Annotated in this window: 18 protein-coding genes; all 18 read left to right on the top strand. The window is 61.0% G+C overall.

What is annotated here, in order from left to right:
- Positions 1-15: 15 nt before the first annotated feature.
- The 18 genes from ndk (at position 16) to ACFPB1_RS04370 (ending at position 17030) form a co-directional block, all read left to right on the top strand.
- Entirely contained in the window at positions 16-459 is a 444-nt protein-coding gene (gene ndk, locus ACFPB1_RS04285) for a nucleoside-diphosphate kinase (RefSeq protein WP_379222245.1), read from the top strand.
- Positions 460-500: 41 nt separating this feature from the next.
- On the top strand, positions 501-1283 hold the full coding sequence (locus tag ACFPB1_RS04290; protein WP_379222247.1) for a CheR family methyltransferase: 783 nt from the start codon (positions 501-503) through the stop codon (positions 1281-1283).
- Positions 1284-1366: 83 nt separating this feature from the next.
- Entirely contained in the window at positions 1367-1534 is a 168-nt protein-coding gene (locus tag ACFPB1_RS04295; protein ID WP_379222248.1) for a hypothetical protein, read from the top strand.
- Positions 1535-1732: 198 nt separating this feature from the next.
- A complete protein-coding gene (aroC, locus tag ACFPB1_RS04300; protein ID WP_379222250.1) occupies positions 1733-2902 on the top strand; it encodes a chorismate synthase in 1170 nt (389 codons plus the stop codon).
- Entirely contained in the window at positions 2902-4014 is a 1113-nt protein-coding gene (aroB, locus tag ACFPB1_RS04305) for a 3-dehydroquinate synthase (RefSeq protein WP_379222253.1), read from the top strand. The genes aroC and aroB overlap by 1 nt, the downstream gene beginning before the upstream one ends.
- Entirely contained in the window at positions 4011-4379 is a 369-nt protein-coding gene (aroH, locus tag ACFPB1_RS04310; protein ID WP_379222255.1) for a chorismate mutase, read from the top strand. The genes aroB and aroH overlap by 4 nt, the downstream gene beginning before the upstream one ends.
- Before the next feature lie 312 nt (positions 4380-4691).
- Positions 4692-6242, top strand: coding sequence for an anthranilate synthase component I (trpE, locus tag ACFPB1_RS04315; protein ID WP_379222257.1), 1551 nt, complete (start codon positions 4692-4694; stop codon positions 6240-6242).
- Between the two features lie 7 nt (positions 6243-6249).
- On the top strand, positions 6250-7302 hold the full coding sequence (trpD, locus tag ACFPB1_RS04320) for an anthranilate phosphoribosyltransferase (protein ID WP_379222259.1): 1053 nt from the start codon (positions 6250-6252) through the stop codon (positions 7300-7302).
- A complete protein-coding gene (gene trpC / locus ACFPB1_RS04325) occupies positions 7292-8089 on the top strand; it encodes an indole-3-glycerol phosphate synthase TrpC (protein WP_379222261.1) in 798 nt (265 codons plus the stop codon). The genes trpD and trpC overlap by 11 nt, the downstream gene beginning before the upstream one ends.
- Positions 8086-8778: a phosphoribosylanthranilate isomerase gene (locus ACFPB1_RS04330; protein WP_379222263.1), complete on the top strand. Its 693-nt coding sequence runs from the start codon at positions 8086-8088 to the stop codon at positions 8776-8778. Before trpC ends, ACFPB1_RS04330 begins: the two co-directional genes overlap by 4 nt.
- Complete coding sequence (trpB, locus tag ACFPB1_RS04335) at positions 8775-9971, top strand: tryptophan synthase subunit beta (RefSeq protein WP_379222265.1); 1197 nt, start codon at positions 8775-8777, stop codon at positions 9969-9971. The genes ACFPB1_RS04330 and trpB overlap by 4 nt, the downstream gene beginning before the upstream one ends.
- Complete coding sequence (gene trpA / locus ACFPB1_RS04340) at positions 9971-10792, top strand: tryptophan synthase subunit alpha (protein WP_379222267.1); 822 nt, start codon at positions 9971-9973, stop codon at positions 10790-10792. Before trpB ends, trpA begins: the two co-directional genes overlap by 1 nt.
- Before the next feature lie 253 nt (positions 10793-11045).
- Entirely contained in the window at positions 11046-12143 is a 1098-nt protein-coding gene (gene hisC, locus ACFPB1_RS04345; protein WP_379222269.1) for a histidinol-phosphate transaminase, read from the top strand.
- Between the two features lie 4 nt (positions 12144-12147).
- Entirely contained in the window at positions 12148-13239 is a 1092-nt protein-coding gene (locus tag ACFPB1_RS04350; protein ID WP_379222271.1) for a prephenate dehydrogenase, read from the top strand.
- Positions 13240-13706: 467 nt separating this feature from the next.
- Positions 13707-14303, top strand: coding sequence for an RNA polymerase sigma factor (locus ACFPB1_RS04355; protein ID WP_379222273.1), 597 nt, complete (start codon positions 13707-13709; stop codon positions 14301-14303).
- Entirely contained in the window at positions 14300-14902 is a 603-nt protein-coding gene (locus ACFPB1_RS04360; protein WP_379222275.1) for an anti-sigma factor family protein, read from the top strand. The genes ACFPB1_RS04355 and ACFPB1_RS04360 overlap by 4 nt, the downstream gene beginning before the upstream one ends.
- Positions 14903-14981: 79 nt before the next feature.
- Complete coding sequence (locus ACFPB1_RS04365; RefSeq protein ID WP_379222277.1) at positions 14982-15575, top strand: histidine phosphatase family protein; 594 nt, start codon at positions 14982-14984, stop codon at positions 15573-15575.
- 207 nt (positions 15576-15782) lie between these two features.
- The gene (locus ACFPB1_RS04370) at positions 15783-17030 is read left to right on the top strand and encodes a hypothetical protein (protein WP_379222279.1); all 1248 of its coding nucleotides are present in this window, start codon (positions 15783-15785) and stop codon (positions 17028-17030) included.
- Positions 17031-17102 lie beyond the last annotated feature (72 nt).

Genomic DNA, 17102 nt, shown 5'->3' on the forward strand with positions numbered 1-17102 from the left:
TGGGAGGGAACTCGAGTGGAAAGAACATTTCTGATGGTCAAGCCGGACGGCGTACAGCGCGGCTTAATCGGTGAAATCGTATCGCGCTTCGAACGTAAGGGACTTAAACTGGTTGCCGCCAAATTCATGCGCATCACGCCGGAAATCGCCGAACGTCATTATGCCGAGCACGTCGGGAAGCCCTTCTATCCGCCGCTCGTCGCCTTCGTGACGTCGAGCCCCGTATTCGCGATGGTATGGCAGGGTGATAACGTCATCGGGCTGACGCGCGCCATGATCGGCAAGACGAACGCTTTGGAAGCGGCGCCCGGCACGATCCGTTCCGATTTCGCCGTACATACGAACTTCAACCTCATTCACGGCTCGGATTCGCCGGAGAGCGCCGAACGGGAGATTGGCATCTTTTTCGAGCCGCACGAGCTGCTAGATTACACGCAGACGATCGGGCAGTGGGTGTAGTCCGGTCTGCCCGGTTTTTCTGTATCCGCGGGGGAACTACCTTGGAAGACAAGGACTTTTCGCTCTTTATCGAACGCATTAAGGGGAAGACGGCGATCGATCTCTCGCTCTACAAGGAAGCGCAGATGAAGCGCCGGCTGACGACGCTCCGGCAAAAACATGGCTATGACTCGTTCGAAGCCTATTACCGCGAGCTGGAACGGGACGGCAAGCTGATGGATGAATTTCTGGACCGGATGACGATCAATGTATCCGAATTTTGGCGCAATCCCGGCCGCTGGGAGGCGATGGAGCGGAAGTTTCTTCCCGAGCTGCTGAAGCAGGGTGGGCCGCTGAAGATCTGGAGCGCCGCCTGCTCGACGGGAGAGGAACCGTATACGCTGTCGATGATCGCGCACGCGCTAGGTGCCCAGGACCGGGTCTCCATTCTCGCCACGGATCTGGACAGCGCCGTCCTGCAGAAAGCGGTACTTGGCGTCTATCCGGAACGGTCCGTCCGTGACGTGCCCAATGCGTACCGGACCGATTATTTCGTGCCGCATGGCAGCGGCGAAATCGCCGTCGCGGACAAGCTGAAGGCGATCGTCACGTTCAAGCGGCATAATCTGCTGAACGACCCGTTCGACGGCGGCTTCGACATCATCGTCTGCCGCAACGTCATGATTTATTTTACCGAGGACGCCAAGCACGGGCTGTACCGGAAGTTCTCGCGGGCGCTTAAGCCCGGCGGGCTGCTCTTCGTCGGCAGCACGGAGCAGATCTTCACGCCGGGGCAGTACGAGCTCGAATCGGAGGAGACGTTCTTCTACCGGCGGCGATCGTAAAGCGTTCGGACAGGTGGTATAGGAATTTCCAGCCACACCAATACTATGCGTATCGCAACCCATTCGCATAGAGGAGGTGCAGCATGGACAAACGCAAAGTGATTTTGGCGTACAAACGCGGGTTTATCACCGTCCAGGAATGCGCCCAAATCCTTGGCATCGACACGGGGCAGATGAAAGGGCTCATGAACGACCCCGAATTGTCCGCCGATTCGCAAGCTTTGCAAGACAAACGATCCGTCAACGGATAAGCCGGAACCGGCCGCCCGAACGCCTCTCCACGAGGTGTTCCGGGCGGCTTTTTACTTGATTCGGCGGCCTTTTGGCGCCCTTGCCGATTTCTTGTCAAACCGCGGAGGCTATACTATAATGAGCAAAGATATTCGAGGGAGACCATGTAGTTCCGAAATCGGGCTTCGCGGCGTTCGGGATGAGAGAGGAGCTTTACGTTGAATTTACGCTATTTGACGGCAGGAGAGACGCACGGTCCGCAGCTGACGGCCATTATCGAGGGGATGCCGAGCAATCTGCAGCTGGACTTCGAAGAATTGAATTTTCAGCTGCAGCGCAGGCAGAAGGGTCACGGCCGCGGGCGCCGGATGCAGATCGAGAAGGACGCGGCCACCATCGTCGGCGGCGTGCGCCACGGCCGCACGACGGGGGCGCCGATCGCGCTGGTCGTCGAGAACAACGACTGGAAGCATTGGACGAGCGTCATGAACATCGAGCCGATCGAGGGCAGCGACGAGGAGAAGCGCCGCGTGCACCGGCCGCGTCCGGGCCATGCGGACTTGAACGGCGGCTTGAAATACAATTTGACGGATCTGCGCAATGTGCTGGAACGGTCCAGCGCGCGCGAAACGGCGGCGCGCGTCGCCGTCGGCGCGGTCGCCCGGCAGTTCCTGGCGGCTTTCGGCATCAAAGTCGGCGGCCAGGTCATCCGCATCGGCGAAATCGAAGCCCCGGCGAACGATCTGCCGCTGGACGAGCTGATCCGGCTGACGGAGGAATCGCCGGTCCGGGTCGTCGACAAGGATACGGAAGCGAAAATGACCGCGTACATCGATCAAATCAAAGCCGAAGGCGATTCCATCGGCGGCATCGTGGAGTGCATCGTGGAAGGCGTGCCGGTCGGACTCGGCAGCCACGTCCAGTACGACCGCAAGCTGGACGGCCGCATCGCGCAAGCCGTCGTGTCGATCAACGCGTTCAAAGGCTGCGAGATCGGCATCGGCTTCGAAGCGGGCACGATCCGCGGGTCGCAGGTGCACGACGAGATCCTCTATGACGAGGAGCGCGGCTACCATCGCCGGACGAACCGGCTCGGCGGCTTCGAAGGCGGCATGACGAACGGCGAGCAGATCGTCGTCCGCGGCGTGATGAAGCCGATTCCGACGCTGTACAAGCCGCTGCAAAGCGTGGACATCGACACGAAGGAGCCGTTCACGGCGCAGGTCGAACGTTCCGACAGCTGCGCGGTGCCCGCGGCGAGCGTCGTCATGGAGCACGTCGTGGCGTGGGAAGTGGCCAAGGCGTTCCTGGAGAAGTTCGGCGGCGATTCCATGGAAGAGATCCGCGCGAACTACGACAACTACCTGGCGCAAGTGAGGAATTACTAATGGGCGGCGCGCGCAAGCTGACCGTCGATCTCGGTGAACGGTCCTATCCGATCTATATCGGCGAAGGATTGCTGGACGAAGCAGGCCTGCGGCTCGCCGACCACGGCATCAGCAAGAAGTCGCCGCTGCTGATCGTGACGGATACCCATGTCGCGGAGCGGCATTTGGGCCGCCTGGAAGCCGTGCTGCGTGCGAGCGGATTCACGGTCGCCTCCGCGGTCATCCCTTCCGGCGAAGCGTCGAAATCGCTGAGCCGCCTGGAGGAACTCGTCGGTACCGCGCTGGAGCAGGGGCTTGACCGCAAGTCCGCGGTCGTCGCGCTCGGCGGCGGCGTGGTCGGCGACTTGGCCGGCTTCGTAGCCGCATCCTACATGCGCGGCATCAAGTTCGTCCAAATCCCGACGACGATTCTCGCGCATGACAGCAGCGTCGGAGGCAAAGTCGCCGTCAACCACCCGCTGGCCAAGAACATCATCGGCGCGTTCCACCAGCCGGAACTCGTGCTCTACGACTTGGACACGCTGCAGACGCTGCCGGTACGCGAGGTGAAGGCCGGCTTGTCCGAAGTCGTGAAGCACGGCTTGATCTGGGACTCCGAATTCGTCGCCTGGTGCGACGCCAACGCGGAGAAGCTGCTGGCGCTGGATCCGGAGGCGCTCGGGTACGCGCTCTATAAAGGGTGCAGTGTGAAGGCGGCGGTCGTGTCGCAGGACGAACGGGAGAACGACCTGCGTGCCATTCTCAACCTCGGCCATACAATCGGCCACGCGCTCGAGGCGGTGGCCGGCTACGTCGAGCTGCTGCACGGCGAAGCGATTGCCATCGGCATGGTGGGGGCGGCCCGCTTGGCGGTCCGGCTCGGCGCGCCGGAAGACGTCTACCGCGTGACCAAGCGCGTGCTCGCGCGCGTCGGACTGCCCGTCCGGCTGCCGGCGCATCTGGACACGGATGCCATCATGAGCGCGATGATGCACGACAAGAAATTCCAGGAAGGCGCGATTACGTTCATCGTACCCGTCGCAGTCGGCAAGGTGGAAATCAATAAATCGGTATCGACCGCCCTCATTCGCGAGATCGTGGAAGAGCTGAAACAGGAGGCCGTCGAGGCATGAGGGTAAGAGGAATACGCGGCGCCATTACGGTGAACGTCAACGAAGAACAGCCGATCCTGAAGGCGACGGCGGAATTATTGAACGGCATCGTGAACGCCAACGCTATCGAGCCCGGCGAGATCGCGAGCGTGTTCGTCACGGTGACCGGCGACCTTGATGCGACGTTCCCAGCCCGGGCCATCCGCGCGATGGACGGCTGGGAGCTCGTGCCGCTGATGTGCGCGCTGGAAGTGCCGGTGCAAGGAAGCTTGGAGAAATGCATCCGACTGATGGTGCTCGTCAATACGGAGAGGACCCAGGAGCAGATCGAGCACGTCTATTTGGGCGGCGCGAAAGCGCTCCGTCCGGATTTGGCCAAAGCCTAAAATCGCCGATCGGGCCGCAACGGCGCGGAATATTCGGGATTGACGGGAGCAAGAGCGCTATTGTATAGTTAATACCAGATTAGCGAAGTACCGAGTAGAGCCGAGCAGCAGTACAGTGAGTTGAGATGAGTAGAGCCGAGATGAGCGTAGTATAGTTGAGCGAGTGTTGAAGATAGCGTGCAGCAACGGTTTTTCGTGCCTGCGCTTATTTTCGCTATTTCGTTCACCCTCATTTTACCATCTTCCAACACACGCGAACTCCTGCGAAAGCAGGAGTTTTTTTATTTTTCGAGCGAAAAGGGGAGACGGGACATGAACCACGAGCTGCAAAACGTCATCCGGCAGGCCGGGACGTACAACCTCATTCCGATCGTGCGGCATGTGATGGCGGACACGGAGACGCCGATTCGGATCTTTCAGCATTTCTACCGCGAGAACCGCGCGTTTCTGCTGGAAAGCGTGGAGGGCGGCGTCAAGTGGGCCCGTTACTCGTTCATCGGCACGAACCCGTTCATGTTCATCCGTGGGAAGAACGGCGAGATGGTCATCGAGCGAGACGGCGAAACGACGGTGCTTCGCGAGAAGCCGATCGAGCTGCTGAAGGCGCATTTGCGCGCGTACCGCAGCCCGGCCGTCGCGGACCTGCCGCCGTTCACGGGAGGGGCGATCGGATTTTTCGGCTATGACCTGCTGCAATATTACGAGAAGCTGCCGGCCCACCGGATCGACGATTTGCAGATGAACGACTTGCAGTTCATGTTCTGCGACCAAGTCATCGTGTTCGATCACTTCAAGCAGCAAGTGCAGGTGATCGGCAACGTGCACGTTCCGGAAGGCGCGACGGACGCGGACATCGAAGCCCGTTACACGGAGACGGTCCGCCGGATCGAAGCGGCGATCGAGCGGCTGCAGCAGCCGACCCCGACGACGCTGATGACGGGCGGCGCGATTCCCGCCGATCCGGAGCTCGGCGAGATTTCGTCCAATGTGACGAAGGAGCAGTTCCTGGCCAACGTCGAGAAATCGAAGGCATACATCCGCGCCGGCGACATTTTCCAAGTGGTGCTGTCGCAGCGGTTCAGCATCGAGACGGAGGTCGATCCGCTGCACGTCTACCGTGTCCTGCGGACGATGAACCCGTCGCCGTACATGTATTACCTGAAGATGGACGACGAAGTTATCGTCGGCACGTCGCCGGAAGCGCTCGTGAAGGTCGACGGCGAACGCGTCGAGACGCGGCCCATCGCCGGCACGCGGCCGCGCGGGAAGACGCCGGAGCAGGACTTGGCGCTCGAGAAGGAGCTGCTGGCCGACGAGAAGGAGCGCGCGGAGCACCTCATGCTGGTCGATCTCGGCCGCAACGACATCGGCCGCGTTTCCGAATTCGGCTCCGTCCGCTGCGATGCTTACATGGAAATCGAGCGCTACTCCCATGTCATGCACATCGTTTCCAACGTATCAGGCAAATTAAGAGAGGACCGCGATTTTTTCGACGCGTTCGTCTCGTGCCTGCCGGCCGGCACCGTATCGGGCGCGCCGAAGCTTCGGGCGATGGAAATCATCGCCGAGCTCGAGAACGAAGCGCGCGGCGCCTACGCGGGCGCGATCGGCTACCTCGGCTTCGGCGGCAACCTGAACACGTGCATTACGATCCGCACGATGATCTTCAAGAACGGCAAGGCGTACGTGCAGTCGGGCGCCGGCATCGTCTGGGATTCCGTCCCGGAAAACGAGTACACTGAAACGGTCAACAAAGCGATGGCGCTGCTGAAAGCCGTCCGCGTGGCGGAAGCGGCCTTCCCGCAGCCCGAGCGCCCAGCGAACATGATCAACATGGACTATTACGCGAACGCGAAAGGATGAGCGGACGATGACGGTGACAAACGAAATCATGACGATGCAGCGCGCGCTGAACCAGCTGATCGGCGGCGCCGACCTGTCCCGCGAAGAGGCGCGCGGTGTAATGGACCTGATCATGAGCGGCGAGGCGACCGGCGCGCAAATCGGCGCAGTCGCGACGGCGCTTCGCCTCAAAGGCGAGACGCGCGACGAAATTACCGGCTTCGCGGAGGCGATGCGCGCGCATTCCCGCCACGTGGCGACGGAACGAAACGGCTTGCTCGACACATGCGGAACGGGCGGCAGCGGCATTCATAAATTCAACATTTCCACGGCTTCCGCGATCATCGCGGCAGCGGCCGGCGTACGGGTCGCGAAGCACGGCAACCGGGCGATGTCCGGCAAATCCGGCAGCGCGGACACGCTCGAGGCGCTCGGCGTCAACATCGCGCTGACTGAGGAGCAGGCCGCCCGCTGCCTCGACGCGATCGGCATCTGCTTCATGTTCGCCCAGCTGTACCATCCGTCCCTGAAGCACGCGGCGGCGCCCCGCCGGGAGCTGGGCTTCCGGACGATCTTCAATATGCTGGGCCCGTTGACGAATCCCGCCGGCGCGGACCGGCAGCTGCTCGGCATCTACGACCGGTCCAAGACGGCAACGATCGCGTCGGTGCTCGGCGATCTCGGCCAGAAGCGCGCGATGGTCGTCAGCAGCTACGACGGCCTCGATGAGATCAGTGTGTCGTCGGCGACGCAAGTGTCGGAGCTGAGGAGCGGCGCCGTGCGGACGTACACGCTGACGCCGGAGGAGCTCGGGCTGCGCACGCACGCGCTGTCCGACATCATCGGCGGGGACGCGATCGAGAATGCCCGCATCATCCGCTCGATCTTCGACCGCGAAGAATACGGCGCTTACCGCGACATCGTGCTCGCGAATGCCGGCGCCTGTATCTTCGTCGGCGGCGGGGCGGATTCGCTTCGCGAAGGCGTCGAAGCGGCGAAGAAAGTGATCGATTCCGGCGGCGCGGCGGCGAAGCTGCGCCAATTGATTGAAACGACAGGAGCGATGAGCGATGTTTCTTGATAAAATCGTGGCCACCAAAAAAAACGAAGCGGAGCGCCTGGCGGAAACGTTCTCGCTGGCCGACGCCGAGCGCCGGATCGCCGCGCTTCCGGCATGCCGCGGCTTCGAGCGCGCGCTAGCCGGACGGACGAACCGGCCGGTCGGCTTGATCGCCGAAGTGAAGAAGGCGTCGCCGTCCAAAGGGCTGATCCGGGCGGATTTCGAGCCCGTCGAATTGGCGCGGACGTACGCGCAGGCGGGGGCGGACTGCATCTCGGTCCTGACGGACGCGGAGTATTTTCAAGGCCGCAACGAATACTTGACCGCAGTGTCCGGTGCCGTCGGCGTTCCGCTGCTGCGGAAGGACTTCACGGTCGACTACCGGCAAATCTACGAAGCGCGGCTCATCGGAGCGGATGCGGTCCTGCTCATCGCGGCGATTCTGCGCCCGGCGCAGCTGTCGGAGTTCTACGACATCGCGCGTTCGATTGGGCTGGACGTGCTGGTCGAGGTGCATGACGAAGCGGAGATGGAGGAAGTTCTCGGCTTGGGCAAGGCGACGCTGATCGGCATCAACAACCGCAACCTGCATACGTTCGAGACGGACCTGCGGACGACGGAACGATTGATCCGCCTCGTGCCGGCCGGCGTGACCGTCATCAGCGAAAGCGCCATCGGAATGCCGGAGGATATCGCCTTCGTCCAAGCGTGCGGCGCCAAAGGCGTGCTGGTCGGCGAGTCGCTCATGCGCCAGGCGGACGTCGGCGCGGCGGTCGAGCGGCTCATGGGGCCGGTGAGCGTAGGATGACGGAGCCGGAGCAAGGTAACGGCCGCGCGACGCGCGTCAAGATATGCGGCCTGCGCGACGCGGAGACCATGCGGGCGATGGACGGGCTGCCGATCGACGAGGTCGGCTTCGTCTTCGCGAAGAGCCGGCGCCAGATCGCGCCCGAGTTGGCATCGGAGCTGATCGCCGCGGCGCGGCGGCTGCGCAACGCGGAAGGCGCCGCGCCGCGGACGGTCGGCGTGTTCGTGAATCCGACGATGGACGAACTGCGCGAGACGCTTCGGATCGCCCCGCTCGACATAGTCCAGCTGCATGGAGAAGAGTCGCCGTCGTTCTGCGCGGAGGCGAGGTCGGCATTCGGCGTCGCGGTGTGGAAGGTGCTCTCGGTAACGCCGGAAGACGGCGCCGATCCGGATTCGGACGGTTCCGGCCGGCTGCAGGCGTACATCGGCAGCGTGGACGGGTTCCTGATCGACACCGCGGGCGGCGGCACGGGCAAGACGTTCGCCTGGTCCGTCATCGACCGGTACAAGGAAGCGGCGGGCGGCGTTCCGCTCTATGTCGCGGGAGGACTTCATCCCGATAATGTGGTAGAGTTAGTGAAGCGATATGCGCCCGGCGGCGTGGACGTATCGAGCGGCGTCGAGACGGACGGCGCGAAGGACATGACGAAAATCAGACTTTTTGCGGAAAGGGTGCAAGGCGTATGACGCAAGTTCCGGACGAGAACGGACGCTTCGGCAAATTCGGCGGCCGATACGTGCCAGAGACGCTGATGAACGCGCTGATCGAACTGGAGGAGGCTTATCGGCATTACTCCAAGGATCCGGATTTCATCGCGGAGATCCGCAATCTCTTAACCAAATATTCGGGGCGCCCGACGTCCCTCTACCACGCGCAGCGGCTGTCCGCGCATCTCGGCGGCGCGCAAATCTATTTGAAGCGCGAGGATTTGAACCATACCGGCGCGCATAAGATCAACAACACGATCGGTCAAGGCGTGCTGGCCAAGCGGATGGGCAAAACGAAAATCATCGCCGAAACCGGCGCCGGCCAGCACGGCGTCGCGTCCGCCACGGTGGCGGCGCTGCTCGGCCTCGAGTGCAAGGTGTTCATGGGCGAAGAAGATACGAAACGGCAGGAGCTGAACGTGTTCCGCATGCAGCTGCTCGGCGCGGAGGTGGTGCCAGTCACGTCCGGCACGCGCACGCTGAAGGACGCGTGCAACGAGACGCTGCGCTACTGGGTCAGCCATGTCGACGACACGTACTATATCCTCGGTTCCGTGACGGGGCCGCACCCGTACCCGATGATGGTGCGCGACTTCCAGCGCATCATCGGAGACGAGACGCGCGGGCAGATTCAGCGGGAAGCGGGCCGTCTGCCGGATTACATCGTGGCGGCGGTCGGCGGCGGCAGCAACGCCATCGGCATGTTCTACCCGTTTATCGACGACACTTCCGTGAAGCTGATCGGGGTCGAAGCGGCCGGCCGCGGCGTGGATACCGAAGAGCACGCGGCGACGATGACGAAGGGCCGCCACGGCGTGTTCCAAGGCTCGCTCAGCTACGTGCTGCAGGACGACTACGGCCAAGTGCAGCCGGCGCATTCGATCTCCGCGGGTCTCGATTACCCCGGCATCGGACCGGAGCATGCGTACTTGAAGGACTCGGAGCGCGCGGCGTACGTGCCGATCACGGACGCCGAAGCGCTGGAGGCGCTGCAGCTGCTGTCGCGCACGGAAGGCATCATCCCGGCGCTGGAGTCCGCGCACGCGATCGCGCAGGTGATGAAGCTGGCGCCGACGCTGAGCAAGGACCAGATCGTCGTCGTGAACCTCTCCGGCCGCGGCGACAAGGATGTCCAAGCCATCATGGGCTATCTGGAAGGAGGTTTGGCGTAATGGCGAACCACCTTAACGAAATCGACGCGGCCTTCGGACGGTTGCGCGAAGAAGGGCGCACCGCGCTCATTCCGTTCCTGACGATCGGCGATCCCGATCTGGACACGTCGGTCGACATCATCGCGGCCATGGAGCAGGCGGGCGCCGACATGATCGAGCTCGGCGTGCCGTATTCGGATCCGCTCGCCGACGGGCCGGTCATCCAGCGCGCCTCGGAGCGGGCGCTCGGCGGCGGGCGCGTGACGATCGCGGACTGCATTCAAGTCGCCGATAACGCGCGCAAGGCGGGCGTGAAGCTGCCGTTCATCCTGTTCTCCTACTATAATCCGGTTCTGCAGTACGGCCTGGACCGGTTCTTCGGGCTCGTGACGGCCAAGGGAATCAGCGGACTCATCATTCCCGATCTTCCGATCGAAGAAGACGCCGAGCTGCGCGCACGGGCCGAAGCGGCGAACATCCATCTCATCCCGCTTGTCGCGCCGACGTCGAACGACCGCGTGACGCGCATCTCCGCCAAGGCGCGCGGCTTTGTGTACTGCGTGTCTTCCCTCGGCGTCACGGGCGTGAGGTCCGATTTCCACCAGGGCATCGACGAATTCCTGGCGACGGTTCGCCGCGCGACGGATACGCCGATCGCGGTCGGCTTCGGGATCTCAAGCCGCGAGCAGGTCGAGCGGTTCGGCAAGCAGGCCGACGGCGTCATCGTCGGCAGCGCCATCGTCCGCAAGATCGAAGAGGCGCTGCCGCTGCTGAAATCGCCGGGGACCAAGCAGGAAGGCCTCGCGCAGATCCGCGATTTCGTCCGCGAATTGAGAGGTTAAGCGCGGGCGGCTTTTCAACCTTATCCAACCTCCGGGGCTTCGCGGCTGCCGGAGGTTTTTGGCGTCCATCCGAACGAAGGCGAGGGAGCGGGCGAGGCAGAGGGAGCTAACGAAAGATCGGAAAAATTAACGCTTCTTCGCATAAAAGCTTAAAAGCGCGAAAGAAAAATTGCGCGAAACACTTTTAAATGCGGGCAACTTATGAGACAATGTTGAAATGTTGAGCAGTAACCACATTCACGAGGTGATAGGAATGCAACCGAAACAAAGTATCGTCAGCCTGCCTGTGTACCAGCCAGGCAAACCGATTGAAGAAGTCAAACGCGAATTGGGCCTGAAGGAAGTCATTAAGCTGGCATCGAACGAAAATCCATTCGGGTCTTCGGAGCACGCGAAAGCCGCCATTATGAAGGAACTTGAGCACATCAGCATATATCCCGACAGCTTCAGCACGGACCTGACCGCCGCGGTCGCCGCCTATCTGGGCGTCGAGCGCGACCAGCTCATTTTCGGTGCCGGTTCCGACGAAGTCATTTTGATGCTCGCGCGGGCGTTCCTGACTCCGGGCGACGAGACGGTCATGGCGGACGAGACGTTCTCGCAGTACCGCCACAACGCGGTCATCGAGGGCGCGACGATCATCGAAGTGCCGCTCAAGGACGGCGTGCACGATTTGCCCGCGATGCTCGCCGCCATTACGGAACGGACCAAGATCGTCTGGGTGTGCAATCCGAATAACCCGACCGGCACGATCGTCCGTCAGGCGGAGCTGGATGCGTTCGTCCGCCAGGTGCCGTCGAACGTCATCGTGGCCCTCGACGAAGCGTACATCGAGTACGTTACGGACGAATCCTTCCCGGACAGCTTGGCGCTGATGCGCGAATTCAAGAACGTGATCCTGCTCCGCACGTTCTCCAAGATTCACGGCCTCGCGTCGCTGCGCATCGGATACGGCGCCGGACATGCCGATCTCATCCGCATGGTCAACCAAGTGCGCGAGCCGTTCAACACGACGCGGATGGCGCAAGCCGCAGCCGCGGCGTCACTGGCAGACACGGCATTCGTCAGCGGCTGCCGGGACCGCAACGCGGCGGGCCGGGCTTACCTGTACGGCGAGTTCGACCGCATGGGCCTGAACTACTTCGAAGCGCATGGCAACTTCGTCATGGTCGACGTCAAAATGCCTTCCGTCCAAGCATTCGACGGCCTGCTTCGCCGCGGCGTCATTTCCCGCGCGCGCTGGACGCACTACCCGACGTACATCCGCATTACGATCGGCAGCCCGGAGCAGAACGAAGCGTTCGTCGCGGCGCTCGAGGCCGTGCTGACGGAAGCGGCGGTACTGGGGTAACGTCATGACGAAAATCGCGATATTCGGCGTCGGCTTGATCGGCGGCTCGCTCGCGCTCTGCTTCAAAGGCAAGCCGAACATTACGGTCGTCGGTCATTCCGTGCGCGAATCATCCGCAGCCAAATACCTCGAGCGGGGCGTCGTCGATCATGCGACGACGTCTCTTCGCGAGGCGGCAGAAGGGGCGGATTTTATTTTTCTGTGCGTGCCCGTGGGCGCATTGGACCGATACGTACAGGAGTTAAGCCAGTTGAATCTGAAGCCGGGCTGCATCATTACAGACGTCGGGAGCACGAAGGCATCGGTCGCCGCGGCGGCGAGACAAGCCCGTCTCGGCGACGCGGTCTTCATCGGCGGACATCCGATGGCCGGCTCGGAGCGCGCGGGCGTGGAAGCCGCTTCGCTTTATCTGTTCGAGAACGCCTTTTACGTGCTGACACCCGATCCGTCGACTCCGCGGCATTACGTTGATAAATTGACGCAGCTGCTCGCGCATACGAAGGCCAACATCGTGCACGTCAATCCCGAGGAGCACGACGAAATCGTCGGCGCGATCAGTCATCTGCCGCATATCATCGCGGTGGCGCTCGTGAACCTCGTGCGCGGCTTCAATGGGGACAACCCGCTGTACGGCCAGCTGGCTGCAGGCGGATTCCGCGACATCACGCGCATCGCGTCCAGCGATCCCGTCGTCTGGCGCGACATTCTCGTGAACAACCGCGACGTGCTTCTGGGGCTGCTGAAAGCATGGCAGGCGGGCATGGACCGGTTCGTCGGCATGCTCGAAGGCGAGAACGGGGAGGCGGTGGAGCGGGCGTTCCGGGAAGCCGGGATCTTCCGCAGCCAGCTTCCCGAACGGCGGAAAGGCATGATCCATTCGGTCTACGAATGTTACATCGACGTGCCCGATCATCCAGGCATCATCGGGAAGGTCGCGACGGAGCTCGGCAACAGTGCGATCAACCTTAGCAACGTCCAGATCACCGAAAGCCGGGAGGATGTGCCCGGAGTACTGCGTCTGAGCTTTCGGGAGCAGGAAGATTTGGACCGCGCGGTGGAGCGTCTGGGCGAAATCGGCTACGCCGTTCATTTTTAAAAAATATTCGTTAATCATTTGAAAACGCTTGTTGACAAAATGAAAACGGATACATATAATAAAGGTACAGTATGGTTTCTCTCCACTCCTATCCAAATCCATCGCAGATCTTTGCGGGGCCGCCCTTGGGCGGTCTTTTTTTTTTGTTCTTTATTAGCTTAATTGAAACCTTTCAGCGGCTCGATTCGTCGATTACCATTGCCGGGTATTCCGGACTATACGCGATCTTTGAAAAATTTTTACCCCACGCGCTTCCGCCGCATGTTACAATCGATGTTGTTTATGTAAAAATGTGGGGGGCTGAAACGTGTCGAAAGAAGCAGGAATTTGGTTTCATCCCTCGAATTAGATAAAGAAAATAGCACGGATCACAAAATTTTTACGATCGCGCAACTTTTTCCTCCCGTGTCGGTACAATGTATAACCGATCCGGGAGTCACTCCTATGGCCAAGGAGGGTCGCCCGCGATGACCGATTCCCAGCTTATACGCGAAATCAAGGATGGCAACATACAGCTGTACTCGGAGTTGATGCGGCGCTACCAACGAAAAATCCTTGCCTTTATCTTCCACATGCTAAAGAGCGCGAAGCTCGAGCTTCTTGCGGAAGACCTTTGCTCGGAAACGTTTTACAAAGCGTATCGCAGCCTCCATTCGTTCAGGGAAGTCGATGCTTCCTTTTCAACATGGCTGTACACCATCGCCAGAAATACGGTGCTTAGCGAGCTTCGCAAACAGAAGGCCGGGAACGTATCCTTCGAAGAAGTCGGATTTACCCCGGTCGCGCCGCCGGATGCCGTTCCGGAACAACGGCTGCTGAAGAACGAGCGCATGACGATGGTTCGGGAAGCCATCAACAGCCTCCCCGAGAAGCAGCGTTCGGCGCTCATTTTACGCGAGTACGATCAACTGGACTACCAGGAGATCGCGAATATCCTCGGCCAGACCGTCAGCTCCGTAAAATCGCTTCTGTTTCGTGCGCGCAGCAGCGTCAAGGTTCAGCTGGAACCGTATTTCGGCGAATCGCCAATGCTGGAAGAGTACGAGGGGATGAAAATGCGATGAACTGCCAGGATGTACAGGAAACGTTCGGCGTCTATTGGGATCTGGCCGAAGACGACAGCGAACGTCTGCTCGTGGATTTGCATCTCCAAACCTGTGAAGCGTGCAGGGAGGAGTTTCGGATATGGGAAGAGAGTGAACAGCTTATCCGCGTCTTCTCGGAAGACGCCGACGAGATCGGTCCCATCGATCACGTCAACCATGGCGTCATGGACCGCATTTACGCGGAACAGTCCTGGTTTATGCCGGTCACGAGCCGATCCTATCAGTTTTCCAAGACGTTCCGCCGGAACGTCACGGCGATCATCGCGTGCTGCCTGGCGATGTTCGTGGTCGGCTTGTTCTACGTCGTCATCGGGAATCACGACGCGTCCAGCGTGAACGTGGCCAAGCTGACGGGGCTGATTGAAACCGCGGATGCCGCAAGCGATCCAGACATTATCCAGAACGCGTTTTACGCCGACGTGCCGGTCGCCAGTATCAGCGATCCCATCGTGGTGAATATCGTGCCGACGGTTCCGCAATACTATGTGGCGTTATCGCTGCTCGGCATCATCATGACGCTGCTCATATTGAACTGGTTTTCACGAACGCGCAGCTGACGCATACATATTGAATACGGGCATGAACCTGACTCCGGCGTTTCGCGCCGGAGATCTTCGTTGAAAGTAGGGAGAAGGATTGCGAATCGGACTCATTCGCCACGGCCAGACGGCTTGGAACGAGCTTGGCAAAATCCAAGGCCAAACCGATATTCCGCTCAATCAGGAGGGGATCCGCCAAGCGCAGGCGCTTGCAAGCCGCCTGACGACGGAGCCGATGAAGTGGGATGCGATCATCGCGAGCGACCTCATGCGCGCGCGGCAGACCGCCCAAATCATCGCGGAGGCGCTCGGCATACCGCTGCTCGAACCGGACGCGCGGCTGCGCGAACGCTATTACGGCGACGTCGAAGGCACGACGGAGGCGGACCGTCTGGCACGCTGGGGCCCGGACTGGAAGAAGCTCGACCATGGCCAAGAGACCGACGAGCAATTGCGGACCCGCGCGCTGGCGTTCGTCGAGGAGGCCGCCGCGTCGATGCCAGAGCGCCATCTGCTGGTCGTGACCCACGGCAGTCTGCTGTCGCAGCTGCTGCGGGCGATGTCCGCGGAATTGGAGGATAAGCCGATTCAGAATCTTTCGTTTTCGATCATGGAACGGACGGGTGCGAAGTGGACCCCGCTGCTTCATAATTGCACGCAGCATCTGGAACAGCTGCAAGATTGCCGATAAGCCGGTCTAGGCGAACAGCCGCCATTCTCGCAACGGAGCGAGAGTGGCGGCTGTTTTTTTTGCTCGGGTCCGGGTGTCCGATTCTGCTGAATCGCGGGCGCGGGAAGCGAGCGACAGGAACTTTTCTCCCAGCGGGGTTATAAAAAACGTCAAGATTCCCATAATGATAGTACACCTGCAAGAGAGATGGGAACGGAGGAGCGGCAGATGAAATTAGCGGACATGCTCAGCTATGCGGACATCGGCCAGCTGAGCCGCATTGCGGCAACCTATCAATGCGAATGCAACGGAAACTCGAAACACGAGCTTATCCAGTCGATATTGTCGACGGTCAATCGCCGCGAAGTGTTCGAAGCGCAAATCGGCGCCTTGAAGCTGGAAGATCTGCGGTTTATGAATTCGCTGCTGTTCGACGCTCGCGATGCCTTCAGTCTAGAGGAATTGGTCGCGCGGGTGCAACTGAGCCGATTCGGCGTGCCGGCCGGGCAGCAGGTGCCTCCAGGCTCTGCGTCCGGTGCGAACGAAACCGCGCCGGCAGCCAAGAAATCGGCGGCGAAGTCCCCGGGCTCGGCCAAGCGGCCGTCCAAATCGAAGACGACGGCGAAGGAACGGCCGGAACCGGAAACCGGGCCTCGGGAGACGATTTCCCGCTTTAAGCAGTACGGCTGGCTGTTCAACGGCTATGCCGGCCCGGAGCGCTATCTCTTTCAAGTGCCGAGCGACTTGAAGGAGCGGTTCAAGCAATCGCTGGAGCGCCGCTTGGTCGCGGGCGCGGTCTACGCGGACGATGAGCCGCACGCGTATCGGGACGAACAGATGCTGATGGGGGAAGACGTGGCGCAGCTGCTGACCTACATCCATTTGAATGAAGTCGCGCTCACGACGGAAGGCACGATGTACAAGCGGAGCGTCCTGCAGCTGCTTGAGCTGTTCGGCGTTAAGGAGGCGCTGCCGGGCAAAGGCGAATGGCGCTTCGGCTACGGACGGAAAATCAAAGATTACCCGAACCGGATGTCGCTGCTGTACGATTACTGCTACTATAAAGGCTGGATCGTCGAGCAGAACGAGGTGCTGGAGCTGTCGCCGGCGGGCAAAGAGCGCCAGGCGCTTAAGTCGCCGGAGCCGCCGGACAAGCTGTATCAATTCTGGCTGCGGTTGTACAAGGGACCGATCCCGAATATTCGCTCGCTCGTTTATTGGATCGACAAGCTGGGGAATAAATGGGTGAAGACCGAAACCGTTCTCGCGACGCTGAAGCCTTATGTCAAACCGTTCTATTACGACCAGCCCGAAACGATTCTCGAGCAGCGGCTCATCGGCATGATGCTGCATCTGGGCCTGCTTCGCCTCGGCGAGCACGCCGAATTCGGCCAAGTGCTGCGGATGACGCCGCTCGGCCGGACGATCGTGGCCGGACAAAGCCTCGACGACGAAGCGATCGTGCTGAACGGCTAGCAGCCGGACAGGGACGACGCCCGGGCGAAAGCACATTCCGTTCGGCGGCGGGCCAACGCCCTTAGCTTCTTT

Origin of the sequence: Paenibacillus sp. GCM10023250, assembly GCF_042653205.1 — a bacterium.
GTDB lineage: Bacteria > Bacillota > Bacilli > Paenibacillales > Paenibacillaceae > Paenibacillus_Z.

Bases quoted from the DNA above. Each gene is read 5' to 3' on its own strand.
- ACFPB1_RS04295 (WP_379222248.1), top strand. From the start codon at position 1,367: ATGGACAAACGCAAAGTGATTTTGGCGTACAAACGCGGGTTTATCACC.
- aroB (WP_379222253.1), top strand. From the start codon at position 2,902: ATGGGCGGCGCGCGCAAGCTGACCGTCGATCTCGGTGAACGGTCCTAT.
- aroH (WP_379222255.1), top strand. From the start codon at position 4,011: ATGAGGGTAAGAGGAATACGCGGCGCCATTACGGTGAACGTCAACGAA.
- trpE (WP_379222257.1), top strand. From the start codon at position 4,692: ATGAACCACGAGCTGCAAAACGTCATCCGGCAGGCCGGGACGTACAAC.
- trpD (WP_379222259.1), top strand. From the start codon at position 6,250: ATGACGGTGACAAACGAAATCATGACGATGCAGCGCGCGCTGAACCAG.
- trpC (WP_379222261.1), top strand. From the start codon at position 7,292: ATGTTTCTTGATAAAATCGTGGCCACCAAAAAAAACGAAGCGGAGCGC.
- ACFPB1_RS04330 (WP_379222263.1), top strand. From the start codon at position 8,086: ATGACGGAGCCGGAGCAAGGTAACGGCCGCGCGACGCGCGTCAAGATA.
- trpB (WP_379222265.1), top strand. From the start codon at position 8,775: ATGACGCAAGTTCCGGACGAGAACGGACGCTTCGGCAAATTCGGCGGC.
- trpA (WP_379222267.1), top strand. From the start codon at position 9,971: ATGGCGAACCACCTTAACGAAATCGACGCGGCCTTCGGACGGTTGCGC.
- hisC (WP_379222269.1), top strand. From the start codon at position 11,046: ATGCAACCGAAACAAAGTATCGTCAGCCTGCCTGTGTACCAGCCAGGC.
- ACFPB1_RS04350 (WP_379222271.1), top strand. From the start codon at position 12,148: ATGACGAAAATCGCGATATTCGGCGTCGGCTTGATCGGCGGCTCGCTC.
- ACFPB1_RS04355 (WP_379222273.1), top strand. From the start codon at position 13,707: ATGACCGATTCCCAGCTTATACGCGAAATCAAGGATGGCAACATACAG.
- ACFPB1_RS04360 (WP_379222275.1), top strand. From the start codon at position 14,300: ATGAACTGCCAGGATGTACAGGAAACGTTCGGCGTCTATTGGGATCTG.
- ACFPB1_RS04370 (WP_379222279.1), top strand. From the start codon at position 15,783: ATGAAATTAGCGGACATGCTCAGCTATGCGGACATCGGCCAGCTGAGC.